The organism is Achromobacter sp. 1L-A-4-B-C2 (assembly GCF_057291955.1).
The window spans coordinates 600,452-623,882 of sequence record NZ_JBXAWP010000002.1; the positions used below are offsets into that span (position 1 = coordinate 600,452).

Genomic DNA, 23,431 nt, shown 5'->3' on the forward strand with positions numbered 1-23,431 from the left:
TTCTCAGCCTTGCGCGTGCGTCACGATGGTCAGCCCTTCCTGCGGACCGGGCTCGACAAAATAGGCGGTGATGGCGTCGTACTGCGCATCCGATGTGGAAAATGCGTGCGTACCGGACGCGTTGCGCGCGCGCAACCGTGCTTTGCACAGCGCATCCGACGCGCGCAAGTAGTGCAACTGGTGCGGGCAACCCGCTTGCCGCGCCACGTCCAGCAGCCATTGCCGACCCGCCAGCGTATTGGCCGGAAAGTCCAGCACCACGGACACCCCTGCCCCCACCAATGCCGCCACGTGGCTGCCCATGGCGTTGCGCAGCCTATCCGCGCAGCGGGCGTAATCCGCGATGCCCAGGATCTCGCCGGGATACAAAGCCGCCAGCCACGCATCTTCGCTGATCAGCACCGTATGGGGTTGCGCGGCAAGCTGCGCGGCCAGGGTGGACTTGCCGGCGGCAATCTTGCCACACAGAAAATGCAGGGTGGCAGGCGTGAAGGACGGGCTTCGGGCCTGAGCTTCGGTTTGAGCTGCGGCTTCGGCCTGGGGTTGGGCGGGGGTCGGGGTCGGGGACGGCGGCGTCATGCAAGGCTCTCCTGGGAAATCCATGCCTGGCGAGCCAACAAACAACCCGCCGGTTGGCGGGTTTATGTGGCGATGTACCGATGCGCGCTAACCCACCTTGGTGACAAGGCGGCTAATAATCACGGCGAACGCGTTCAGGGTTTGGCGCATGGGCACAACAGTGCGCCTGGCGCGCTTTGTTGTCAATGGCCGCTCCGAAAAGCGGCCACTTCCCACACTGCCTTAGCGCGCCGGCTGCGCTGCCGCGCCGACGTCCTTGCGGACCTTGGCTACGTCGGCCGCGCTGACCGCCGCGCCCTTGTTGCCCCAGCTGGAGCGCACAAAGGTCACCACGTCGGCTACTTCCTTGTCGGTCATGCGCCAGTCAAAGCCCGGCATGGCGTAGGCGGTCGGGGCCGCCGTCGTGCCCGGCATCTGCGCGCCCTTGAGCACGATGTGGATCAGCGACGTGGGGTCCGCCGAATTCACCGTCGAGCTCAGCGCCAACTGCGGGAACGTTTCCGTGTAGCCCTTGCCCGTGCTGCGATGGCAGGCCGCGCAGTTGTTCAGGAAGGCCATGGCGCCATCGCCCTTGTCCTTGCCGGTACGCAGCGCTTGCGCCACGGTCTCGTCATAGGCCAGGGGCTTGGTGGCGGCGTCCTTGTTCACCGGCGGCAAGCTCTTCAGATACACGGCGATGGCGTTCAGGTCGTCATCGGTCAGGTGCTGCGTGCTGTCCTGCACCACCTGTGCCATGCCGCCGAACGCGGCCGAATGGCCGTTGCGCCCGGACTTCAGGAAGACGGCGATGTCTTCCTTGGTCCAGCTGCCCAGGCCGTCGACCATGTCGCCACGCAGGTTCTTGGCCAGCCAGCCTTCGACCACGCCGCCCGACAGGAAGGCCGAGCCGTCCGCGTCGCTCAGCGCCTTTTCCTGCAAGGCAAAACCGCGCGGGGTGTGGCAGGTGCTGCAATGGCCCAGGCCTTCAACCAGGTACTGGCCGCGCAGCAGTGCCGCGCGGTCCGCGCCCTTCAGGTCGCTGGCGGCCGGGCCGTTCACGACATCCGGCGCAAACATCCAGCGCCACACCGTCAGCGGCCAACGCATCGACATGGGCCACGAAATATCCGTGTCCTTGTTTTCCTGCTTGACCGGCTCGACCCCGTGCATGAAGTACGCGTACAGCGCCTTGACGTCCTCGGGCGTGACCTTGGCGTAGGCGGTGTAAGGCATGGCCGGATACAGCGAATGGCCGTCCTTGGCCTTGCCGTGGCGCACGGCCTGGTCGAAGTCCTCGTACGTGTAGTTGCCGATGCCGGTTTCTTTGTCGGGCGTGATGTTGGTCGAATAGATCGTGCCAAGCGGCGATTCAATGCCCAGGCCGCCGGCAAAGGGCTTGCCGCCCCCAGCCGTGTGGCAGGCAATGCAATCGCCGGCGCGCGACAGGTATTCGCCCTGCTTGATCATCTGCGCGTCGTTCGAGGCCGGCGTGCCGTCCGCCGCGAAAGCGGCGCTGGCGACCAGGGCCGAGAAGGCCGCAACAATGGTTTGCTTGAACATTGTTCCGTCTCCTTATGCCTGGACCAGCGGGCCGGGGTTCTTCAAGTACTGATCGCGGATCGCCTGCGCGGCCCAATAGGCCAAGGCGCCCACCAGCCCGGTCGGGTTGTAGCCCATGTTCTGCGGGAACACGCAGGCCCCCATCACGAACACGTTCGGCACATCCCAGCTTTGCAGGTACTTGTTGACCACGCTTTCCTTGGGGTTCGAGCCCATGATCGCGCCGCCGGTGTTGTGCGTGCTTTGGTAGACGCGCGTGTCATAGCGCGCGCCCTTCTTGCGCACCGCCACGAAGTGCTTTTCCGGATTCATGGCCTTGGCCACGGTTTCCATGCGCTTGCCCATGTAGCCCAGCATGTCGAATTCGTTGTCGTGCCAGTCGAACGTCATGCGCAGCAGCGGTTGGCCGAAGGCATCCTTGTACGTCGGGTCCAGCGACAGATAGGCGTCGCGGTACGACATCACCGAGCCCGAGATGCCGATCGTCATGAAGCGCTGGTACGCGTCTTGCACCCCGGCCTTCCAGGCCGTGCCCCACGACGGCGTGCCCGGCGTGGTGGGCGTCTGCTTGATCGGACGACCGCCGTAACGCACGTGGCGAATGCTGGCGCCACCCACGAAACCCAGCGGGCCGTGATCGAATTGGTCGCCGTTCAGGTCGTCCATGCCGACGCCGCCCGCGCCCGTGCCCACGAAGGGGTTCAGTTGCGTGCCCTTGGGCAGCAGCACGTTGACCGCGCCGTTCATCTGGTAGGCGTAGTTCTTGCCGACCACGCCTTCGTTGGTCTTGGGGTCATACGGCTTGCCGATACCCGACAGCAGCAGCAAACGCACGTTGTGCATTTGATACGCCGACAGGATCACCAGGTCGGCCGGCTGGTCGATCTCTTGGCCCTGGGCGTCGATATACGTCACGCCGATGGCCTTCTTGCCGGTCGAATCCAGATTGACCTTGATGACCTGCGAATGCGTGCGCAGTTCGAAGTTGGTCTTCTTCAGCAGCACCGGCAGAATCGTCGTCTGCGGCGATGCCTTGGAATACATGTAGCAGCCGTAGTTTTCGCAGAAGCCGCAAAAATTACAGGGGCCCAGGCGCACGCCGTACGGGTTGGTGTATGGGCCGGACGCGTTGGCGGCAGGCGCGGGATACGGGTTGAAGCCCACTTCGCGCGCGGCCTTTTCAAACAACTGCGCGCCGTAGGTGGTGGTCAGCGGGGGCAGCGGAAATTCCTTGCTGCGCTTGCCTTCCAGCGGATTGCCGCCTTCCACGATCTTGCCGTTCAGGTTGCCGGCCTTGCCCGACGTGCCGCACACGTATTCGAACTTGGAGAAGTATGGTTCCAGTTCGTCGTAGGTCACGCCGAAGTCCTGGATGGTCATGCCTTCCGGGATGAAGTTCTTGCCGTAGCGCGTTTCGTAGCGCGTGCGCAGTTCCAGTTCTTCGGGCAGCACGCGGTAGTGCATGCCGTTCCAGTGGAAGCCCGCGCCGCCCACGCCAGTGCCCAGCAGGAACGAACCATTTTGCCGATACGGCACGGCCACATCGTCCACGCCGTGGCGGATGGTCACGGTTTCTTTCGACAGGTCCTGGAACAGCTTGCCACGCACCGAATAGGCCAGCTCGTCGATCACCTTGGGGTATTCGGCGTCCTTGGGGGTGTCCTGCATGCCGCCGCGTTCCAGCGCCAGCACGTGCAGGCCGGCTTCGGTCAGCTCTTGGCCCAGGATCGCGCCGGTCCAGCCGAACCCGACCAGGACCGCATCAACTTTGTCTTTCTTGATTGCCATGATTGATTAACCCTTTTCCCCAGAGATCGACACGGGGCCATAGGGATACTTGACGTTGGGCTGGTCGGCCCAGTCCATGTAGTCGGCGCGCGCGCCGGGAAAGCCCACCATCTTCCAGCCCACCATGTTCTTGTTGCCGCCGTAGATCGGGTCGGCAAAGAAGCCTTCTTTGGTGTTGGAAAGCAGGAAGCTGAAGAAGGTCGATGCGGGAACGGTTTCCAGCTTGATCTTGTTGCCTTGCAGGTCTTTCAGGATCTGTTCCTGCAAGGCCTTGTCCAGCTCGGCATACACCTTGCCGTGCGTTTTCACGCACCAGGCATTGCAGGCTTCGATGCCGTGGCGATAGACCTCGCGCGGGTTTTGGTTCAGCTGATAGCCCAGTTCAGGCACCTGGTCGGTGTGGAACGGGCCCTGCATGTACCAGAGCTTGCCGTGGCCGAACGGCGTTTCCATTTGACGGTCGATGAATTCGGGCACACCGGCTTCAATCGCACCAGGACCGTATTGGTCGGCGGGGATCAGGTGATCCACCGCGGCAACGATGAAGTCCCATTCGGGCTTGGTGAAATAGGTGGGCTCGTAGGGCTTGGCGGGCGCGGCGGTCTTGGTGTCCGCAGCGTTGGTACAGCCGGTGGTCAGTGCACCAACCGCCAATGTCGACGCCGGCACGATAGCCAACGCCTGAAGAAACCGACGACGCGGCTTTGCATCATCTGTCATAGACATCTCCGTGAATTTTCCAAGTTGTCCTAGCGCGCTACCGAACATGAACCCTGGAAACACGAACTGCCGAGCTAGTGACAACACGCTCTGTACTTACAGAAACAAGCTGAACCTTCTCTTCATGGGGGACGCAAGAGAAGGTGCTGCATTATGCGCCTATTCAGGCATCTGATCTGCTCATTGGAGCGGATCAGATCAAAATTCTTGACATGGAAAAGTCTTTTGCTTTAAGGACAAAGTAAGAAGTCCGAAAATGCGGGCTTTTCTGACAACTGGGTGAACGGATTCTGTATATTCCGCGCATGGAACACCACGGATGGCAGGCATGAACGACAAGACCAAGATCTGGAAAAGTTCGACGACAACGCGCAGCTGGAGTTCCACAACGAACTTGACGCCCGAGCAGCAGGCAAGCATCGAAGAACTGTTGGGCGGCGCGCCGGGCAGCGTCAGCGTTCAAGAAAAATGGAGCTACGCCGGCACGGAAAACGGCGAAGCCTTCAAGGTCGATATCGACAACGGCGCGGTCACCGTCAACGGCCGGCACTACGACAGCCTGGACGAGGTTCCGCGCGCCACCCGCGAACGCATCGAGGCGCTGCGCGACGGCGAAGGCATGAAAGGCCTGTGGGACATGCTGAAAAATGCCGGGGTGCAGATTGAAGATATGCCGGGTGATCACGTTGCGCGCACTGGCAAACCTGCGTTTACGATTGAGACGGACGGTGATGGCGCGGGTGCGATAGCGGCAACCTCTGCGCCGGTGGCTGACGCGCCGGACGCCGCTGAAACCGGCAGGCCCCCAAGCACTGCCGCCGCGCAGGGCGCGCGCGTCGAGATGGACCCCGCCGCGTCCCCCGGCGCCGTGCCCAAAAGCGGCGGCCTGCGGCGCGCGCTTTTAATCGGCATCGCCGTGGGCTTGGCGCTTTGGGTGGCGCGGGCGTTGAATGTGTTTTAGGGCGATTGCCGTCGCGCAACACGACACGAGTGCTTTGCGTCCGCCAATGCATCACGCACGGACTATTTGATCAGGCGCATGCCGGTGGCTTTTGCCGCCTTCACGTCAAACGTCGCCGTGTATTCACACAGCGCCTCGTGTCCGGTGCGCTCGATCAGACAATCTGCAAAATCCGCTGTGGAGGCGGCGTACAAACGCACTGCCTTCCATACCGTCTCGCATTGGTATCCAGGCCGATCATCGCGCTGACTTGCCCTGCTCGGCGATCGCGTCGTTCATCTCTTGAATCGTGACGGGTTTGCGTGGTTTCGCGATGATGCCTTTGAGCGCCGTAACCGAGTACGTTGCCGGCACCATTTCGTAACGGCCGCTTGCCTCGTTTAGAACAAACTCGATTCTATCGCCAGTCGGCAAGCCCAGATGGTTCCGTACATCGACCGGAATGGTGATCTGGCCCTTGGAAGTCAAGGTGGCGGAAGGCATTGGCTGGCTCCTTGGAAGTGTGCCTTACCAAAATGTAAGGCACGCGCTTGCGCAAGGCTGCGCCATCGGATTGCAGCAACCCTATGCGCCCTGTCATCCGCGCCGCGCGTAGCACCCCAGGAACATCTCCACCGCCGAATCCGCCACGCGCTTACGCTCGGTGGCGCTCAATGGCGGTTGCCCCAGCGTGACTTGCGGCCAGAACGCGAAGCTTTTGACCAGCCCCTGCAACTGGTGGCCGGCGAACTCGGGGTCCACGTCCATTAGCCGCCCGTCCTGGATCGCCGCGCGTATCCACGCCGTTTCGCCGCCCTCTTTTTCGCCCATGCGGCACACGATGGCCTGGGCGCGTTCGGGGGAATGGATGATTTCGGCCATGGCCACGCGCGCCAGATCGATGAAGTTGGGGTCCGCCAGCAGGTCCAGCTTTTGCATCAGCAGCTGCCGCAACTGCTGATCCAGCGCCACGTCGGGCTGATAGGCCAGCGAAACGCTGTCCGCAATGGTGGCCCAGAGCTCTTCAAGAATCAGCGAGAACAGCGTTTCCTTGCTGGGGAAATGGTTGTAGACGGTGCGCTTGGAAACCCCCGCCGCCGCCGCGATGCGATCCATGCTGGTGGCCTCAAACCCGGCCGACCGAAACTCTTCCACCGCCGCGCGCACGATGGCTTGGCGTTTGCGGTCAGTGAGGCGGGTCGGGGGGCTGGACATGAACAGGCTCGGCTTTTTGGAAGGTGGAATAGGCGGACGGAATACGCGGACGGAATGCGCGGATCGGAGTGCGAAAAATTTTACACTGATCGGTGTACTTTTCAGAAAAACAAAACTACACTGCGCAGTGTAATTTTTTGCCCCCTGGAACCCGCCGTGACCGCCCTCACCTCCTGCCCCACTGCCCAGCCCCGCTATCCGCAGTCGCCCCAACACCACGAGGGCCGTTTTAGAAACCCCTTGCCGCGCCCGTCGCTGGGCTTCTGGCAAGGCGTGAAACTGATGTGGACGTTCTTCTTCGCCAAGCCCCGTGGCACGGTCCCCGAGCAAGCCATTCCCGTGCGCCCCCTCACCCTGGCCGACCTGCAAGCCGCGCCCGACCGCAGCCTGTACCGCCTGGGCCACTCCACCATTCTCTTGAAACTGCGCGGCCGCTTCTGGCTGACCGACCCGGTGTTCTCCAAGCGCGCCTCGCCCGTGCAATGGGCCGGCCCCGCGCGCTTTCACGCCCCGCCCATTTCCATCGAAGACCTGCCGCCCATTGCCGGCGTGATCCTGTCGCACAACCACTACGACCACCTGGACCGCGCCGCCATCGACAAGCTGGCCGCCAAGACCGCCCGCTTCATCACCCCCTTGGGCGTGGGCGACCAACTGATCGCCTGGGGCGTGGACCCGGCGCGCGTCGAACAACTGGACTGGTGGCAATCCACCGACGTCGACGGCCTTCGGCTAACCGCCACGCCGGCCCAGCACTTTTCGGGACGCGGCCTGACCGACTCCGACCGCAGCCTGTGGGCCTCGTGGGTCATCCAGGACGCCGACCTGCGCGTCTTCTTCAGCGGCGACAGCGGCTACTTCGACGGCTTCAAAACCATCGGCGACACCTACGGCCCCTTTGACCTGACGCTGATGGAAACCGGCGCCTATGACAAGCGCTGGGCCTTCGTACACATGCAGCCCGAAGAAACCCTGCAAGCCCACCTGGACCTGCGCGGCCGCTGGTTGCTGCCCATTCATAACGGCACATTCGATCTGGCGCTGCACCCATGGGAAGACCCGTTTGAACGCATTGCCGCGCTGGCAGCGGCCAAAGGCGTCGCGCTGACGACGCCGGTCATGGGGGACCGGGTGGCGATAGAGACCCCGGAGGTGGGTTCCCCCTGGTGGCGAATCGGCGACGCCGCCGCCTGATCGCTCCAGTACAATCCCGCGTTTGGCGACGTTGTGATCGCCCACCTTCTGGACCCGAAGCATGTTGCGACTGACCGAAATCAAGCTGCCGTTGAACCACACGCCCGAGGAATTGCCCGCCGCGATTCTCAAGAAACTGGGCATACCGGCCAGCGACCTGCATGGCTTCACCATTTTTTTGCGCAGTTACGACGCGCGCAAAAAGCACAATATCCTGCTGACCTACACGCTGGATATCGACGTGGAAAACGAGGCCGCGCTGCTTGCGCGCTTTCATGACGACCGCCACGTCAAGCCTACGCCCGACACCGAATACAAATTCGTCGCCCAGGCGCCCGCCACGCTGACCAAGCGCCCCATCGTCATCGGCACCGGCCCCTGTGGCCTGTTCGCCGGCCTGGTGCTGGCGCAGATGGGGTTCAAGCCCATCATTCTGGAACGCGGCAAGGCGGTGCGGGAACGCACCAAGGACACCTGGGGCCTGTGGCGCAAGCGCATCTTGAACCCCGAGTCCAACGTACAGTTCGGCGAAGGCGGCGCGGGCACGTTTTCGGACGGCAAGCTGTACAGCCAGATCAAAGACCCCAAGCACTACGGCGAAAAAGTCCTGAAGGAATTCGTGCTGGCCGGCGCACCGGAAGAAATCCTGTACGTCAGCAAGCCGCACATCGGCACGTTCCGGCTGGTGGGCATGGTGGAAGTCATGCGCGACACCATTACCAAGTTGGGCGGCGAAGTGCGATTTTCCAGCAAGGTGGAAACGCTGCATCGCGAAAACGGCCAGGTCACCGGCGTCACGCTGGCCAGTGGCGAGCACATCGAAGCCGACCACGTGGTGCTGGCCATCGGCCACAGCGCGCGCGACACGTTCCAGATGCTGCACGAGCAAGGCGTGTTCATGGAAGCCAAGCCTTTCTCGATCGGCTTCCGTATCGAACACCCGCAGTCGCTGATCGACAAGGCGCGCTTTGGCCCCAGCGCCGGCCACCCCATCCTGGGCGCGGCCGATTACAAGCTGGTGCATCACGCCAGCAACGGGCGGTCGGTCTATAGCTTTTGCATGTGCCCGGGCGGCACGGTGGTGGCCGCCACGTCGGAGCCGAACCGCGTCGTCACCAACGGCATGAGCCAGTATTCGCGCAATGAACGCAATGCCAACGCCGGCATCGTGGTCGGGATTTCGCCCGAAGAAGACTACCCGGAACACGTGCTGGCCGGCGTGGACTTCCAGCGCAAGTGGGAATCGCAGGCCTTTGTGCTGGGCGGCGAAACGTACAGCGCGCCCGGCCAGTTGGTGGGCGACTTCATCGCGGGCAAGGCGTCCACGGAATTCGGGTCCGTGCTGCCGTCGTACACGCCCGGCGTGCACCTGACCGACCTGGCCACCGCGCTACCCGACTTTGCCATCACGGCCATCCGCGAAGCGCTGCCCGCGTTCGACAAGACCATCAAGGGCTTCGGCATGCACGACGCCGTGCTGACCGGCGTGGAAACGCGCACGTCGTCGCCCGTGCGCATCAAGCGCGACAACGACACGCTGCAAAGCCTGAATACCAAGGGATTGTTCCCGGCCGGCGAAGGCGCCGGTTATGCGGGCGGAATCTTGTCGGCGGGCGTGGACGGCATCAAGATTGCCGAAGCCGTGGCGCTAAGCATCATGGGCCGCCAAGGCTGAGAACGAATAGCCAAGGCTGAGGCCGAATAGCCAAAGCTAAGGCCGAATAGCCAAAGCTAAGGCCGGATAGCTAAGCCCTCCGAGCCAAAGCCCCCCCGCACGTCAAAGCCCCCACGACAAAGGGCGCCAGACGGCAAGGTTGACCTTGCTGCCCGGCGCCCTTTTTTCGCACTGAATCGGGGTGGGCACCCCGATCCCCCTTAGAACGACATCTCAGGCGTGGGCGCGGCGGGTGCCTTGGACTCCTCCGGCAGCTGCGCCACGGTGGCGTCGGTGGTCAGGATCAGGCCCGCGATAGACGCCGCGTTCTGCAACGCGGTGCGCGTCACCTTGGTCGGGTCGACCACGCCCAGGTCCACCAGGTCGCCATAGTTGCCGGTGGCGGCGTCATAGCCGTAGTTGCCCTTGCCTTCCAGCACCTTGGCTACAATCACCGAGGGCTCGTCGCCGGCGTTCGTGACGATGGCGCGCAACGGCGCCTCCAGCGCGCGCAACACGATGCGGATGCCGGCGTCCTGATCGGCGTTGGCGCCCTTCAAGCCGTGAATGGCCGTGCGCGCCCGCAGCAACGCCACGCCGCCCCCGGGCACAATGCCCTCTTCGACGGCCGCGCGCGTGGCGTGCAGCGCGTCGTCCACGCGGTCCTTCTTCTCTTTCATCTCGACCTCGGTCGCGGCGCCCACCTTGATGACCGCCACCCCGCCCGCCAGCTTCGCCACGCGCTCCTGGAGCTTTTCGCGGTCGTAGTCGCTGGTGGCCTCGTCCGCCTGTTTGCGCAGGACCGCCACGCGCGCCTGGATGTCCGCCTGTTTGCCCGCGCCGCCGATGATGACCGACTCTTCTTTGCGGACCTCGACGCGCTGCGCGTTGCCCAGTTGTTCCAGCGTGGTCTTTTCCAGCTGCATGCCGGTCTCGTCCGAGATCACCGTGGCGCCCGTCAGGATGGCGATATCTTCCAGCATCGCGCGGCGGCGGTCGCCAAAGCCGGGGGCCTTGACCGCCACCACCTTCAGCACGCCGCGAATCGAGTTCACGACCAAGGTGGCCAGCGCTTCACCGTCCACATCCTCGGCCACGATCATCAACGGCTTGCCCGCCTTGGCGGCAATTTCCAGCACCGGCAGCAGATCGCGAATGTTCGAGATCTTTTTGTCATGCAGCAGCACCAGCGGCTCATCCAGCTGCGCCACCTGCTTCTCGGGGTCGGTCACGAAATACGGGCTGAGGTAGCCGCGGTCGAACTGCATGCCCTCGACCACATCCAGTTCGTTGTCCAGCGACTTGCCGTCTTCCACCGTGATGACGCCCTCGCGGCCCACCTTGTCCATGGCCTTGGCGATGATCTGGCCGATGGTCTCGTCGGAATTGGCCGACAAGGACGCGACCTGCGCAATTTCCTTGCTGGTCGAGATGGGTTTGGAAAGATCCTTCAGCTTGTCCACCACCGCCTGCACCGCCTGGTCCACGCCCCGCTTCAGGTCCATGGGGTTCATGCCCGAGGCCACATACTTCATGCCCTCTTGCACGATGGCCTGCGCCAGCACGGTGGCGGTGGTGGTGCCGTCGCCTGCCACGTCGGCCGTCTTCGAGGCCACTTGCTTGACGATCTGCGCACCCATGTTTTCGAACTTGTCCTTCAGCTCGATTTCCTTGGCGACAGACACGCCGTCCTTCGTGATGGTGGGCGCGCCGAAGCTGCGTTCCAGCAGCACGTTCCGGCCCTTCGGACCCAGCGTGACCTTGACGGCGTCGGCCAGAATGTTGACGCCCTTTACCACGCGGGCGCGCGCGTTATCGTGAAATTGAATGTCCTTGGCACTCATTTCTAAGGCTCCTGCTATTTCTTGGGTAGATTCCTGATAGCGGCTCGGGCAAGCGCGTTATGCCGCTTTCTTGAACGTGTCGCGCGTGGGTTCCAGCACCGCCAGCACGTCGTCTTCGCGCATGACCAAGAGTTCCTGGCCGTCGACCTTGACGGTCTGCCCGGCGTATTTTCCGAACAGGACGTGGTCACCCACTTTAAGTTGCAACTTCTGCACGGCGCCGTCGCGACCGACCTTGCCGGTACCGACCGCCACGACTTCGCCCTGCTCGGGCTTTTCCGCCGCGGAATCGGGAATCACGATGCCGGATGCGGTCTTGCGTTCCTGTTCGATGCGCTTGACGATTACCCGGTCATAGAGGGGACGGATCTTCATGACTCAATCTCCTGAACAATTCAGATCACCAAACACTGCGCCTTCGCGGGCGCGCATCAGGATTTATGGGCGGGGCCGCGCAAGTTCAAGACCCGCAAATTGAATCAAATTGCATCAGAGACGTGCATCACCGACGTGCATCACCGACGTACATCACCGCAGACCCAGATGCCGACCGCCTTTCCCAGACGAAAGGTCACGCGCTTTTGCAGCTTGGCGGCGGGCGCGGCATGCACGGGACAGGGTTGCGTACGGCCGCCCTCGGCGTCCACCGTGGCGTCATCCGCGTCGGTCTGATTCCAGATGCCGTTCTTGCGCGGCCGGAACATCCAGCGCAGATATCCCTTGCGCGCGGCCAGCTCCATCAGCGCCGAATGGTCCGGCGCCTCAAGCGCTACGCGTTCCTGCCCGCCGGGCAGATCGGAATAGTCGGCAAACGCCCGACGGCAAGCCACGGCTTCTTCCAGCGGCGCATTCAGGCGGCACCAACCGGGATGCGCCACGCGTTCCACGTCCCAGGCGCCCAAGCGCCATCCGGCTTCGAGCACGGCTTCGTCGATTTCGGCGTAGTGGTTCCAGCGCTGATTCAACTGCAAGGCCGACGCCGCCACCGAACGCAGCGGCTGTGCAATCGCCGTCCGGTCAGGCTTGAAGCCATGCCAGTGCAGCGTCAACAAAATGGGGGTGTCTGCCTTTTGCACCGCGCTGGCGCTGACCGCATACAGCGGCAGGCCCAGCGCGGCGATGTGCGTGTGGATAGTCGTGAATATGTCCATGGGATCTCCGTTTGCCAAAAGCGGATTTCGCGTGGGGTCATGCCCATCGAACCAACGTGTCGAATGAATTTATCGCGTCTTCACAGGGCGCTCAACCGGCGGGGAAAGGCGCATCGTGCCACGGCCGTTCAACGCCGCCCGCGGGCCACCACCCGCGCTAAAAATCCGCAATTTTTCCCGCCGCCTTGATTGAAGAATTCAATCGCCCCCTCTCTTGAAACCCGCAAACCCGATGCCACATTTGCGCTATGGCGGGGCAGCGCAGCGTAGACACCCCATGCCGCCAAGCCCTACGCCCGTCTGAACCAGACCTTATCGGGAGACGAACATGGCAACTTATCCATTTTTCGATAGCGGCATCAGTTCCGCCCTGGACACCCTGCAACAGCTGGACAAAATCCTGCGATCCTCGACCGCGCCTTCCAACCTGCGGTCCACGGCGCGCGGCGACTTTCCGCCCGTGAACGTAGGCGCGTGCGCTGACTCGATTGAAGTCGTGGCGTTTGTGCCCGGCGTAGACCCGGACGCGCTTGAAGTCACCATGGAAAAAGGCCTGCTGACCATTTCGGGTGAACGCCGCGAAGAAGAACCTTCCGGGCAAACCACCCTGTATGCACGCGAACGCGCGCGCGGCCGATTCAGCCGCGTGGTGGAACTGCCTGCCGACGCCGATCCAGAGAACATCCAGGCGCGCTACACCGACGGCTGCCTTTGCATTTCGATCGGCAAACGCGAGTCCGCCAAGCCGCGTTTGATTTCCATCCAATGAACACTGGCCGACGACACAGGAGGATCATCATGGAAGAACGCAACCAACTAGCCGCCACGCGCGGCTCGGAATCCCTGGCCAAGGTCGCTGACGACACCAACCGCCCCGCCACCCTGCCCGCCGTGGACATCTACGAGAACGCCACGGGCATTACGCTCTTGGCCGACCTGCCCGGCGTGTCCAAGGACAGGCTGTCGATCAAGGTGCAGTCGAACGAATTGCTGATCGAAGGCGAAGCCGCGGTGCAGGTGCCGGCCGAGGTGCGGCTGGTGCATAACGAACTGCGCGAACCGCTGTTCCGCCGCAGCTTCACGCTGGGCCACGATCTGGACAAGGACAACATCACCGCCAACTTGAAGCACGGCGTGCTGACCTTGCAGATTCCGCGACTGCGCGAGGCGCAGCCCCGCAAGATCTCTGTCACCGTGACTTGATCGGCAGGCTTGAAACGTTGCGCCCGGTGTATGCCGGGCGCCTTCGCGTTTTAGCCACCATGTGGGGGAGGCCTTATGGAGCATTCCGTCATCACGCAGTATCGCGGCTACGTCCTTAGCGTACGTGCCATCCCGTTGCGCGCGCTGGAAAAACCAGGCGCGTTGCCGGCCGGTTTCATTTCGCTGGTGCAGGTGGTGCGATGCACCGACATCCTGGTTGACTGGTGCATGCCGTGCCCGCACACGCCCTGGGAAACCCCCGCCGAGGCGTTGCGCGAAGGCACGCAGTATCTGCAACGGCTGATCAACACGGGCGCGATCGGACTGGGCGCGCCGATGCTTCAATAGCCTTGGCTGGGGCACCAAGACGTCGCTTGCGCACCCACGATCGCAAAGATGGGCGGGCATGTCGGCACCGACGCCCGCCCATCGTCGCCTCAGGCTGCCTGATAGCGCGCGGCCGCGCTGGCCATCTTGATGTCGCCCAACAGCGCTTGGCGCGCCCCGTCCAGGGCATCCCAGCGCGACGCCTCGTGCAGCGGCGGGATCGTCACCGTCTCGCGGCGGTCGAATCCGACCAGCGCCGCATCCACCAATTCACCCACGTCCATCACTTCCGGCAGCGCATTGATATCGATGCCCGCGCGTTGCCAGATCTCGGTGCGCGTGGCGGCGGGCAGCACCGCCTGCACATAGACGCCGGCGGGCGCCAGCTCTTCATGCAAGGCCTGCGACAAGAACAACATATAGGCTTTGGTGGCGCCATACACCGCCATGCCGAACTGCGGCATGAAGCCCACCACCGACCCCACATTCACGATGGCGCCGGTGCCGGCCTGCACCAGCCGCGGCGCGATGGCGCTGGCCAGCCGCGTGGGCGCGGTCGTGTTCAGCGCCACCAATTGGCCGGCCGCCTGGGGCGTCTGCGCCACAAAGTTGCCGGTCTGCGCAGCGCCCGCGTTGTTGATCAGGATCTGGATGCGGGCATCATCGCGCAGCCTGGCCTCGACGGCTTCAATGTCGTCATTGCGCGTCAGGTCGGCCGCCAGCACGTCAACCGCCACGCCATGGTCCTGCCGCAATCGCGCAGCCAGCGTCTCCAGCCGGGTCAGGTCGCGCGCCACCAGCACCAGGTCGTGGCCGCGCCGCGCAAAGCGCTCGGCATAGGTTGCGCCTATGCCCGACGACGCGCCGGTAATCAAAACAGTAGAGGAATTCATTTTGCAGTTCTCGTTGTAAGTCCGCGGATGGCACGCCGCGAAAACGGCGATAGCCCGCCAATCAGCGCGCGTCGGCCAGCGCCGGGTAGTCGATATAGCCTTGTGCGCCGCCGCCATACAGCGTGGCGGGGTCCAGCTGCGCCAGCGCAGCGCCCGTCTTCAGGCGCTGCACCAGATCGGGGTTGGCGATGAACGGACGGCCGAATGCAAACAGGTCTGCATGACCCTGGGCAAGCTGGGTGGCGGCCAGGTCCAGCGAATAGCCGTTGTTGGCGATATAGGTGTTCGTAAAGCGCCTGCGCAGCGAACCGTAGTCGAACGGCGCCACATCACGCGGCCCGCCCGTCGCGCCCTCCACCACGTGCAGGTAGATCACGCCCAACGCATTGAGCTGGTCAGCGATGTAGTCGTACTGCGCCTGCGGGTCGCTGCAAGTAATGCCGTTGGCCGGCGACACCGGCGAAATGCGCACGCCGGTACGGTCGGCGCCCACCTCGTTGGCCACCGCCTGCGTCACCTCCAACAACAGCCGCGCACGGTTCTGCACCGAACCGCCGTACGCGTCGTCGCGATGGTTCGCGCCGTCCTTGGCGAATTGCTCAAGCAGATAGCCGTTGGCGCCGTGGATTTCCACGCCATCGAAACCCGCCGCAATGGCGTTCGCGGCTGCTTGGCGAAAGTCGTCGACGATGCCGGGCAGCTCGTCCAGCGCCAAGGCGCGCGGCATCGACACCGGCTCAAAGCCATTGTTGACAAACGTCTTGGTCTCGGCGCGGATGGCGGACGGCGCGACCGGCGCGGCGCCGTTCTCTTGCAGGTCCACGTGCGACACGCGGCCCACATGCCACAGCTGAAGGAATATCTTGCCGCCCTTGGCATGCACGGCCTGCGTCACTTGCTGCCAGCCTTCGACCTGCGCTGCCGTGTAAATACCCGGCGTGTCCTGATACCCCTGCCCTTGCTGCGAGATCTGCGTCGCCTCGGCAATCAACAAACCCGCCGAATCGCGCTGGGCGTAATACGTCGCGGCATGGCGGCTGGGCACAAAGCCCGCTTCGGCGCGATTGCGCGTCAGCGGCGCCATCACGATGCGGTTGGAAAGCGTCAGGGTTCCCAAGGTGTAGGGCTGGAACAAAGCGTTGTCGGTCATGGTCGGGTTCCATAAATAGGGGTTGATTGCGGTGCGCAAGGCGGTGGCCTTGGGCTGATCGCGGCAGGGCCAGGTCCGGATTACGGTCCGGGCCGGGCGGCCAACGGCGTTAATGATGATGATCAACATCTAAATCGTCAAGCACTTTGATGATGATCGACATCAATGTATATTTGTCACCTGCACATGGCATTAACAGACCGGCACGCGCGGGCGTGTCATCAAACGAGGTTGCAAAAATGAGGGTCACCAAGGCGCAGGCGCAGGCAAACCGGGCGCACATTGTCGAGACCGCATCGACCCTGTTTCGAGAACGCGGGTACGACGGCGTGGGCGTGGCCGAACTGATGGCCGCTGCCGGCTTTACCCACGGCGGGTTCTACAAGCACTTCCGCTCCAAGGCCGACCTGATGGCCGAAACGGCCGCGTCTGGGTTGTCGCAATCCCTGGCGATGACGGGCGACATGGACCCCGCCAAGTTCGTCAACATCTACTTGTCCCGCGCCCATCGCGACGGCCGCAGCGCGGGCTGCACCATGGCCGCCCTGTGCGGCGACGCCGCGCGCCAGTCCGACGACGTCAAGACCACCTTTGCCGCAGGCATCGAGAACATGCTGGCGGCGTTGGCCAAGGACGACGTTGCGCCGCAAGATTCGGGCCTGAACGCGGACCCGGATTCGGGCGCGCATTCGGGCGCGCATTCGCGTGCGCATTCGGGTGCGAATTCAAACCCCGATTCAAACCCGAACATAGACCCGCCTTTATCCGCCAAGCGCGCGCGCGCCAAGCGCATCGATTTGCTGGCCCACGTGATCGGCGCCGTCGCGCTGTCGCGGGCCTGCCCTGATGACTCGCCGCTGGCCGACGAAATCCTCGAAGCCTGTCGCAGTGAATTGCTGGCGTCCCTGGCTTCGGAATCCCCCCGCTGATTTTTCCTTATTCACGCCTGCCACGCCCACCGACGGAGCAAACCAACATGGCCGTGCACTACCTGGAAGACCTGACCCCCGGACAACGCTTCATCGGCACCGCCCGCGTGCGCGTCACGCGCGAACGCATCAAGGCCTTCGCCAAGGAATTCGACCCGCAGCCGTTCCATCTTGATGAAGACGCGGCCAACGTCACGCTGTTCAAAGGCCTGGCCGCCAGCGGCTGGCACACCGCCGCGCTGACCATGCAACTGCTGGTCGCCAGCGACTTCAAACCCGCCGGCGGCATCATCGGCGCGGGCGTGGAAGAAATGCGCTGGCCGCTGCCGGTGCGTCCGGACGACGAGTTGCGGATAGAAAGCGAGGTGCTGGAAGTGCGGCCATCGAAAACCCGGCCGGAACAGGGCTTGGTGAAAGCGCGCACCACCACCTTGAATCAGAAAGATGAAGTGGTGCAGGTGTTTGTGAGCAATTTGGTGGTGAAGAGTCGCGGGGGGTGATGACCGGCGTTTGCGCGGGGCGGGCTGGCAGCGTCTTTCCCCCGCTCACCCCTGCTCCACCGCCAACGCAAAGTACGCTGCTGCCCCCGCGTCCGTGCCGCGTGTCAACACCGCCCGCACGTTCACTGCAAGCCAGCGGCCATCCTTGCCGCGCATTTTTGCGCCAAACGCGGCGGTGGGCCTGCCGTGCAGCATCTTCTTCAGGCGCGCGCCGCCATCGGCCAGCAGCCCGGCCAGGCCATCGCCCAGCAGCGCTTTCGGGTCGGCCCCCAGCATCCTCGCCAGCACCCCATTGACGGATTCGCAGCGCAGGTTGGCGTCCAGCAGCGCCATGCCTTGCGACGTCAGCTCAAACACCGCTTCAAAGCGCGCCTGCTGATCGCGCAGGGATTGCTCGGCCAGCTTGCGGGCGGTGTTGTCCATGCTGATGCCGACCACCTTGACGATGCGTCCGTCAAAGTCGCGCACGGGCGTGGCGCGGGAGGAGATCCAGCGCAGGGCGCCATCCGGCTGGATCACGCGAAAGTCGAATTCGTGCGCGTTGCCCGTGCGCAGGGATTCGTCGTAGACGGCCTGCATCATGGCAACGTCGTCGGGGTGCACGTGCAACCAGAAGCTGTCGTTGCTGACGATGCGCCAGCCGTATACGGCTTGGACGTTGGGCGAGTAGCTGACGTCGTCCGTGATCAGGTTCCATTCCCACGTAACGATGCGCGCGCCCTCTTGCGCCAGCTTCATGCGCGCTTCGCTTTCCATGATGTCGGCCATGTAGCGGCGGCGCGTATCCGTCATGGGGATGTCCACGGCGCTTGCTGCACCGGCCTCTTCCCGCGCTTGCTCGCCGTATCGCAGCCAGATCCAGTTCACCCCCAGAAACGCCGCCAGCTTGCGCAGCTTTTCGTAGTCGATCTCGCCGCCCTTCGTCCATTTATGGACGGCGGGGCGCGAGACGTTCAGCGCGCCGGCCACGGCTTGCAGGGTCAGTTGCTTGTGTTCAAGCAGCTCTTTCAAGCGGAACGCAAAGCTGTCTTCTTTCATGACGACCGCGTCCGGCCGACACAGCGAAAACAAAAACCACCCGTTACAAACGCGCCGTTTTCCGATTGAAGCTTGTGCATGGGCAAGGTTCTTCCTACAGTCCGGGTCAATCATTGGGTTAATCAATGGTTAATGTAAACCGCTGGTTAACACACGACAAGATACCGTGCGCAACGACGCAAGGAAGGAGACAACGTGAAAATAGCCGCGCCACGCCGCGACGGGTTCCTGACGCTTTGCACACTTACCGCCGTGCTGCTCACCGTCATCGCCATGGTCCTGTGGCCCATGCAAGCCGCCGCCACCGCGGCCGATCTATTCGACTGGACCACGCGTTCATTCGGCTCGCTGATCCAGGTGTTTGTCTTCGGCTGCGTCATCGCCTGCATTGGCCTGGCGTTCAGCAAATACGGCAACGTGCGCCTCGGTGACAGCAAGCCCGAATACTCGACGCTGTCCTGGATCTTCATGTTCATCTGTGCCGGCATGGGCTCGTCGACGCTGTATTGGGGCGTGATGGAGTGGGCCTACTACTACCAAACGCCCGGGCTCAACGTCGCGTCGGGCACGCGCGAGGCCCTGGAAACCAGCATCAGCTATTCGTTTTTCCACTGGGGGTTAAGCGCGTGGGCGGTATACGCACTGCCCTCGCTGGCCATGGCCTACCACTTTCATGTGCGCAAGAAGGCGGGGCTGAACCTGGCATCTATCCTCCAAGCGATAACGGGTTTTCGTGCGACGGGTCCCGTCGGCCGTCTGGCGGACCTGATCTTCCTGCTGACGATGTTCGGCGCACTGACGGTGTCCATTGCGCTGACGGCATCCACCTTCACGCGCGGCCTGACCAGCCTGGTCGGCACGCCCGACACCTTCGCCATGCAGGTGATCGTGATCGTCGGCGTGTCCGCGCTGTTTTCGGCCAGCGCCTATATCGGCATCGCCAGCGGCATGAAGCGCCTGAGCCATCTGGTCTGTTGGGGCGCGCTGCTGCTGGCTGCCGTCGTGCTGGTCGTGGGCCCCACGCAGTTTTCCGGCAACAACATCGTCAATGGCCTGGGCCTGATGCTGCAAAACTACGTCCGCATGAGCCTGTTCACCGACCCCGCCGGCGACGGGGCCTTCAACCGCGGTTGGACGGTGTTCTATTGGCTGTGGTGGGTGTCGTATTCGCCGGGCGTGGCCATGTTTGTGGCGCGCGTTTCCAAGGGCCGCAAGATCAAGGAAGTGATCTATGCGCTGCTGCTGGGCGGCAGCGCCGGATGCTGGTTCTTCTTCGGCGCGCTGGAGAGCTATTCAATGCACCAGTTCATGACGGGCGCCATCGACGTGCCCCGCGTCTTGCAGGAACAAGGCGGCGAAACGGCAGTGGAAATGCTGCTAAGCGCGCTGCCGGCCGGCAAGCTGTTTTTGGCGCTGTACCTGGCAACCATGCTGGTCTTTCTGGCCGCCCACGTCGACGCCGTGGCCTACGCCGTCGCCGCCACCACCACGCGCAACCTGTCGGAAGGCGAAGACCCCACGCCCGCCAGCCGCGTCTTCTGGTGCATTGCACTGACGCTGGTCCCGCTGGCAATGCTGTTCACCAAGGCGTCTTTGGAAACGATGAAAACGGCCGTGGTGCTGACCGCCATCCCCTTTGTCTTCATTCTGGGCATCAAGCTGTTCGGCCTGTTCCGCTGGTTGATGCAGGACTACGGAGATATCCCGGCGCATCAGATTGAATCGCCCACCCAACCGGCCTTTGTTCCCAGGAGATCATCATGAATCGCATCCCCAAGCTGCCCGCCGACTTCAATGCCGACGAAGAAAACGCCTGGACGCTGCCCGCCCCGTATTACACCCAGGACGCCGTCTTCCAGTACGAGCAGGAAAAGATCTTTGCCCACAGCTGGATCTGCGTGGCCCATCGTAGCGAATTAGCCGAGCCCAACGACTACGTAACGCGCGACATCATCGGTGAAAGCATCATTGTGCTGCGCGACCGCGACGGCATCCTGCGCGCGTTCTACAACGTGTGCCCGCATCGCGGCCACCAGCTGTTGCAAGGCAGCGGCAAAGCCAAAAACGTCATCACCTGTCCGTACCACGCCTGGACGTTCAAGCTGGATGGCGAGCTGGCCTTCGCCCGCAACTGCGACAACGTGCCCAACTTTGACCGCGACAAGGCCACGCTGGTCCCGATCAAGGTCGAAGAAGCCGCGGGCTTTGTCTTCATCAACCTGAACCCGCGCGCGGGGTCGGTAGAAGACCAACTCCCCGGCTTCGAAGCCCGCCTGCGCGCCGCCTGCCCGGTGGTGGACACGCTGCAACTGGCCGCGCGCTTCGTCACCGAAACCCCCGCCAATTGGAAGTCCATCGTCGACAACTACCTGGAGTGCTATCACTGCGGCCCGGTGCACCCCAGCTTTGCGGACTCTGTCCAGGTCGACAAATACACCCACACGATGCACGGCAACTGGACGTTGCAATTCGGCTTGGCGAAATCGTCCGAAAAATCCTTCAAGGTTGATGCCTCGGTGAAGGACCCCAGCTTTGCAGGCTTCTGGGCCTGGCCCTGCACGATGTTCAACGTGCCACCGGGCGCCGACTTCATGACCGTCATCTACGAATTTCCCGCCAGCGCGGGCGTCACGTTGCAGCACTACGACATTTACTTTCTGAACAAGGAATTGACCGAGGAACAGCAGAAGCTGGTGGACTGGTATCGCGACGTTTTTCGGCCTGAAGACCTGCGACTGGTAGAAAGCGTGCAGAAGGGATTGAAGTCGCGCGGCTATCGCGGGCAAGGCCGCATCATGGTCGACCGCCAGCGCAGCGGAATCAGCGAGCACGGCATCGTGCATTTTCATCGCAAGCTGGCCACGGAATACCAGGAAGCCTTGTCTGCCGACACTTCCCCGCCCGCGCTCCATCGCGCCACGGCGCGAGCATGAGGACCGTGAGCAACATGAGCAACATGAGCAACCTGAGCAGCCTGAGCACCGCCAGCACGGAGAGCACCGCCAGCACCGCCGGCACCGCCGGCACCCTTGGCGCCCAAGCGGCCCTGCTCGTGCGCGTCGCGCGCATCGAGCACGTCACCCCGCTGGTCAAGCGCTACACGCTGAAAGCCATGGACGGCGGCGCGTTGCCGCCCTTCACGGGCGGCAGCCACATCATCGTGCAGCTGCGCGACGGCAGTCGCCATTACAACAACGCTTACTCGCTGATGAGTTCGCCCAACGCCCTGGGCAACTACCAGATCGGCGTGCGGCGCGAAACGCCGTCCAAAGGCGGGTCTGCCTTTATGCATGACAAGGTGGCCGAAGGCGACGCACTCTACATCACCGCGCCCAACAACCTATTCGCCCTGGACGAGGCCGCCCGCCACCACGTCCTGATCGCCGGCGGCATCGGCATCACCCCATTCATGTCGCAGTTGCATGACCTGCACCGGCGCGGTGGTTCGTACGAACTGCACTACGCCTTTCGCGCTGACGAACACGGCGCCTTTCGGGACGAGCTTGCCCGGCTTTGCGGGAATGGCGTCCGTTTCTATGTCGACAGCAAAGGCCAGCGCATGGATCTGGCGGGCCTGCTGGGCGGCATGGAACCCGGCGCGCACGCCTACGTGTGCGGCCCCACCCCACTGATCGATGCCGTGCGCGGCGCCGCGCAAGCGGTCGGGATCGAGTCAGCGCGCGTGCACGTCGAACAATTCGCCGCGCCCAAGCAAACCGGCGGCGCTTTCACGGTGGTGCTGGCCAAGTCCGGCAAGACCGTAGAGGTGGCCGCCGGCGAGTCCATCCTGAACGCCATCGAGCGCGACAGCACCGTGCCGGTGGATTGCCTGTGCCGCGAGGGCGTGTGCGGCACCTGTGAGACCCGCATTCTGGAAGGCGAAGCCGAACACGCCGACCAATATCTCAGCAACGCGGAAAAGGCCGCGCAAAAGACGATGCTGATTTGCGTGTCCAGCGCCAAGGGCAGCAGGCTCGTGCTGGATTTATAAGGCAGCACGGCACGGACAGCCTCAACACGTCACCGCCCGTGCGGCCAGCTTCCGTAGGCGAGTTCCAGGTTATCGGCCAATGCCGGGTTTATTGCGGGGAGCCCACCGGTTTGTCCGGCTTTGCCATCAACGCGGGCGGGCGTCATCAAGCAAGGCCAGCGCGGGCCGAACCAGGCCACGCAGCAACTCCGGTTCCGGCCGCGAGCGCGCCAGCACGCGCAGGCCCATCAGCAAGCCGAGCAGCATGCGCGCAAGGTCATCCGCCGGCTGCGTGGCGTTGATCGTGCCGGCTTGCTGGCCCGCCTGCACGCAGCGCAGGAAGAAAGCCTCCATATCCCGCAGCACAAGCGCCAGCGCCTCTTGGAACTCGGCATCGTGCGCAGACAACTCCAGCGCCGAGTTCACGATCATGCAGCCCTTGCGCTGCTCGTCCGCCAACGATAGTTCGATGATCTCGTCAAAGAACGCGCCGATGGCCTCGCGGGGTGTCATTTGCGATTCAAAACGCCTGACCCGTTCGCAAAAGCCGCGCTCGACGTAATGCGCGAGCGCCCGCTGGTACAGCCGGCGCTTGTCGCCAAACGTGTTGTACAAGCTGGGGCCCACGATGCCCATGGCAGCGGCCAGATCACGCACCGACGTGGCTTCATAGCCGCGCGACCAGAAGCATTCGATAGCGGCATCAAGCGCCGCCGCTTCGTCAAACTCTTTGGGGCGCGCCATGTGCAACCCTACGCGGCTGTGTCGTGCAACAAACAGACGATGGTGACGTCGTT

General features: G+C 63.4%; 24 protein-coding genes and 3 pseudogenes. 11 read left to right on the forward strand and 16 right to left on the reverse strand.

The features are described from left to right. Nucleotides 1-3 precede the first annotated feature (3 nt). The 4 genes from AC0Z35_RS10105 to AC0Z35_RS10120 all read right to left on the reverse strand — a co-directional run bounded on the left by AC0Z35_RS10105 (nt 4) and on the right by AC0Z35_RS10120 (nt 4,626). On the reverse strand, nt 4-579 hold the full coding sequence (locus AC0Z35_RS10105; protein ID WP_082134545.1) for a P-loop nucleotide/nucleoside kinase family protein: 576 nt from the start codon (nt 577-579) through the stop codon (nt 4-6). Between the two features lie 222 nt (nt 580-801). Then, entirely contained in the window at nt 802-2,118 is a 1,317-nt protein-coding gene (locus AC0Z35_RS10110) for a c-type cytochrome (RefSeq protein ID WP_046805885.1), read from the reverse strand. A 12-nt stretch (nt 2,119-2,130) separates the two neighbouring features. Next, complete coding sequence (locus AC0Z35_RS10115; protein ID WP_046805884.1) at nt 2,131-3,906, reverse strand: GMC family oxidoreductase; 1,776 nt, start codon at nt 3,904-3,906, stop codon at nt 2,131-2,133. A 6-nt stretch (nt 3,907-3,912) separates the two neighbouring features. Then, nucleotides 3,913-4,626: a gluconate 2-dehydrogenase subunit 3 family protein gene (locus tag AC0Z35_RS10120; protein ID WP_046805883.1), complete on the reverse strand. Its 714-nt coding sequence runs from the start codon at nt 4,624-4,626 to the stop codon at nt 3,913-3,915. Nucleotides 4,627-4,954: 328 nt separating this feature from the next. Here AC0Z35_RS10120 and AC0Z35_RS10125 point away from each other — a divergent pair, with 328 nt between their 5' ends. Next, nucleotides 4,955-5,587 (forward strand): hypothetical protein, encoded by a 633-nt coding sequence (locus tag AC0Z35_RS10125; RefSeq protein ID WP_485131891.1) that lies wholly within the window; start codon nt 4,955-4,957, stop codon nt 5,585-5,587. 62 nt (nt 5,588-5,649) lie between these two features. Here AC0Z35_RS10125 and AC0Z35_RS10130 read toward each other — a convergent pair. The 3 genes and pseudogenes from AC0Z35_RS10130 to AC0Z35_RS10140 form a co-directional block, all read right to left on the reverse strand. Further along, nucleotides 5,650-5,805 (reverse strand): annotated as a pseudogene (locus AC0Z35_RS10130) (VapC toxin family PIN domain ribonuclease); the annotation flags it as partial. 19 nt (nt 5,806-5,824) lie between these two features. Next, nucleotides 5,825-6,070, reverse strand: coding sequence for an AbrB/MazE/SpoVT family DNA-binding domain-containing protein (locus AC0Z35_RS10135; protein ID WP_485131892.1), 246 nt, complete (start codon nt 6,068-6,070; stop codon nt 5,825-5,827). Between the two features lie 93 nt (nt 6,071-6,163). Further along, nucleotides 6,164-6,781: a TetR/AcrR family transcriptional regulator gene (locus AC0Z35_RS10140; protein ID WP_485131893.1), complete on the reverse strand. Its 618-nt coding sequence runs from the start codon at nt 6,779-6,781 to the stop codon at nt 6,164-6,166. A 156-nt stretch (nt 6,782-6,937) separates the two neighbouring features. Between AC0Z35_RS10140 and AC0Z35_RS10145 the strand changes: the two genes are divergently transcribed. Continuing rightward, nucleotides 6,938-7,975, forward strand: coding sequence for an MBL fold metallo-hydrolase (locus AC0Z35_RS10145; protein WP_485131894.1), 1,038 nt, complete (start codon nt 6,938-6,940; stop codon nt 7,973-7,975). 61 nt (nt 7,976-8,036) lie between these two features. Beyond that, nucleotides 8,037-9,650 (forward strand): NAD(P)/FAD-dependent oxidoreductase, encoded by a 1,614-nt coding sequence (locus AC0Z35_RS10150; RefSeq protein WP_485131895.1) that lies wholly within the window; start codon nt 8,037-8,039, stop codon nt 9,648-9,650. A gap of 200 nt (nt 9,651-9,850) precedes the next feature. Here AC0Z35_RS10150 and groL read toward each other — a convergent pair whose 3' ends face one another. The 3 genes from groL to AC0Z35_RS10165 all read right to left on the reverse strand — a co-directional run bounded on the left by groL (nt 9,851) and on the right by AC0Z35_RS10165 (nt 12,624). Beyond that, nucleotides 9,851-11,473, reverse strand: coding sequence for a chaperonin GroEL (gene groL / locus AC0Z35_RS10155; RefSeq protein ID WP_120155201.1), 1,623 nt, complete (start codon nt 11,471-11,473; stop codon nt 9,851-9,853). Between the two features lie 57 nt (nt 11,474-11,530). Continuing rightward, nucleotides 11,531-11,848, reverse strand: a complete 318-nt coding sequence (locus tag AC0Z35_RS10160; protein ID WP_219992338.1) for a co-chaperone GroES — start codon at nt 11,846-11,848, stop codon at nt 11,531-11,533. Between the two features lie 140 nt (nt 11,849-11,988). Continuing rightward, complete coding sequence (locus AC0Z35_RS10165) at nt 11,989-12,624, reverse strand: diguanylate cyclase (RefSeq protein WP_485131896.1); 636 nt, start codon at nt 12,622-12,624, stop codon at nt 11,989-11,991. Nucleotides 12,625-12,952: 328 nt separating this feature from the next. Between AC0Z35_RS10165 and AC0Z35_RS10170 the strand changes: the two genes are divergently transcribed. From AC0Z35_RS10170 to AC0Z35_RS10180, 3 genes are all read left to right on the forward strand, one after another. Continuing rightward, the gene (locus AC0Z35_RS10170; RefSeq protein WP_046805876.1) at nt 12,953-13,393 is read left to right on the forward strand and encodes an Hsp20/alpha crystallin family protein; all 441 of its coding nucleotides are present in this window, start codon (nt 12,953-12,955) and stop codon (nt 13,391-13,393) included. A 29-nt stretch (nt 13,394-13,422) separates the two neighbouring features. Next, entirely contained in the window at nt 13,423-13,827 is a 405-nt protein-coding gene (locus AC0Z35_RS10175; protein WP_104143745.1) for an Hsp20/alpha crystallin family protein, read from the forward strand. A gap of 75 nt (nt 13,828-13,902) precedes the next feature. Next, entirely contained in the window at nt 13,903-14,175 is a 273-nt protein-coding gene (locus tag AC0Z35_RS10180) for a hypothetical protein (protein WP_104143743.1), read from the forward strand. Between the two features lie 89 nt (nt 14,176-14,264). Here AC0Z35_RS10180 and AC0Z35_RS10185 read toward each other — a convergent pair whose 3' ends face one another. Both AC0Z35_RS10185 and AC0Z35_RS10190 read right to left on the reverse strand, forming a co-directional pair. Then, nucleotides 14,265-15,047 (reverse strand): SDR family NAD(P)-dependent oxidoreductase, encoded by a 783-nt coding sequence (locus tag AC0Z35_RS10185; protein WP_485131897.1) that lies wholly within the window; start codon nt 15,045-15,047, stop codon nt 14,265-14,267. Nucleotides 15,048-15,108: 61 nt separating this feature from the next. After that, a complete protein-coding gene (locus tag AC0Z35_RS10190; protein WP_485131898.1) occupies nt 15,109-16,197 on the reverse strand; it encodes an alkene reductase in 1,089 nt (362 codons plus the stop codon). A gap of 239 nt (nt 16,198-16,436) precedes the next feature. On the opposite strand from AC0Z35_RS10190, the gene AC0Z35_RS10195 reads away from it, so the two are divergent. Beyond that, complete coding sequence (locus AC0Z35_RS10195) at nt 16,437-17,126, forward strand: TetR/AcrR family transcriptional regulator (protein ID WP_319300782.1); 690 nt, start codon at nt 16,437-16,439, stop codon at nt 17,124-17,126. Nucleotides 17,127-17,173: 47 nt separating this feature from the next. After that, nucleotides 17,174-17,626, forward strand: coding sequence for a MaoC family dehydratase (locus AC0Z35_RS10200; protein ID WP_046805872.1), 453 nt, complete (start codon nt 17,174-17,176; stop codon nt 17,624-17,626). 45 nt (nt 17,627-17,671) lie between these two features. On the opposite strand, the gene AC0Z35_RS10205 is transcribed toward AC0Z35_RS10200, so the two are convergent. The 3 genes and pseudogenes from AC0Z35_RS10205 to AC0Z35_RS10215 form a co-directional block, all read right to left on the reverse strand. Continuing rightward, nucleotides 17,672-18,049 (reverse strand): PAS domain-containing protein, encoded by a 378-nt coding sequence (locus tag AC0Z35_RS10205; RefSeq protein ID WP_413815362.1) that lies wholly within the window; start codon nt 18,047-18,049, stop codon nt 17,672-17,674. Continuing rightward, nucleotides 18,023-18,418, reverse strand: a pseudogene (locus AC0Z35_RS10210) (PAS domain-containing protein); the annotation flags it as partial. The gene AC0Z35_RS10205 and the pseudogene AC0Z35_RS10210, both read right to left, overlap by 27 nt. 69 nt (nt 18,419-18,487) lie before the next feature. Further along, nucleotides 18,488-18,778: pseudogene (locus tag AC0Z35_RS10215) on the reverse strand (helix-turn-helix domain-containing protein); the annotation flags it as partial. 81 nt (nt 18,779-18,859) lie between these two features. Here AC0Z35_RS10215 and AC0Z35_RS10220 point away from each other — a divergent pair. From AC0Z35_RS10220 to AC0Z35_RS10230, 3 genes are read left to right on the forward strand one after another with little or no spacing between them, the layout of a single operon-like run. Then, nucleotides 18,860-20,428 carry a BCCT family transporter gene (locus AC0Z35_RS10220; protein ID WP_104143739.1) on the forward strand — a complete coding sequence of 523 codons (1,569 nt, stop codon included), beginning with the start codon at nt 18,860-18,862 and terminating at the stop codon, nt 20,426-20,428. Next, nucleotides 20,425-21,597, forward strand: coding sequence for an aromatic ring-hydroxylating oxygenase subunit alpha (locus tag AC0Z35_RS10225; protein ID WP_120155193.1), 1,173 nt, complete (start codon nt 20,425-20,427; stop codon nt 21,595-21,597). The genes AC0Z35_RS10220 and AC0Z35_RS10225 overlap by 4 nt, the downstream gene beginning before the upstream one ends. Before the next feature lie 14 nt (nt 21,598-21,611). Beyond that, complete coding sequence (locus tag AC0Z35_RS10230; protein ID WP_319300789.1) at nt 21,612-22,655, forward strand: PDR/VanB family oxidoreductase; 1,044 nt, start codon at nt 21,612-21,614, stop codon at nt 22,653-22,655. A 126-nt stretch (nt 22,656-22,781) separates the two neighbouring features. On the opposite strand, the gene AC0Z35_RS10235 is transcribed toward AC0Z35_RS10230, so the two are convergent. Further along, a complete protein-coding gene (locus tag AC0Z35_RS10235; RefSeq protein WP_046805869.1) occupies nt 22,782-23,378 on the reverse strand; it encodes a TetR/AcrR family transcriptional regulator in 597 nt (198 codons plus the stop codon). Nucleotides 23,379-23,431: the final 53 nt, after the last annotated feature.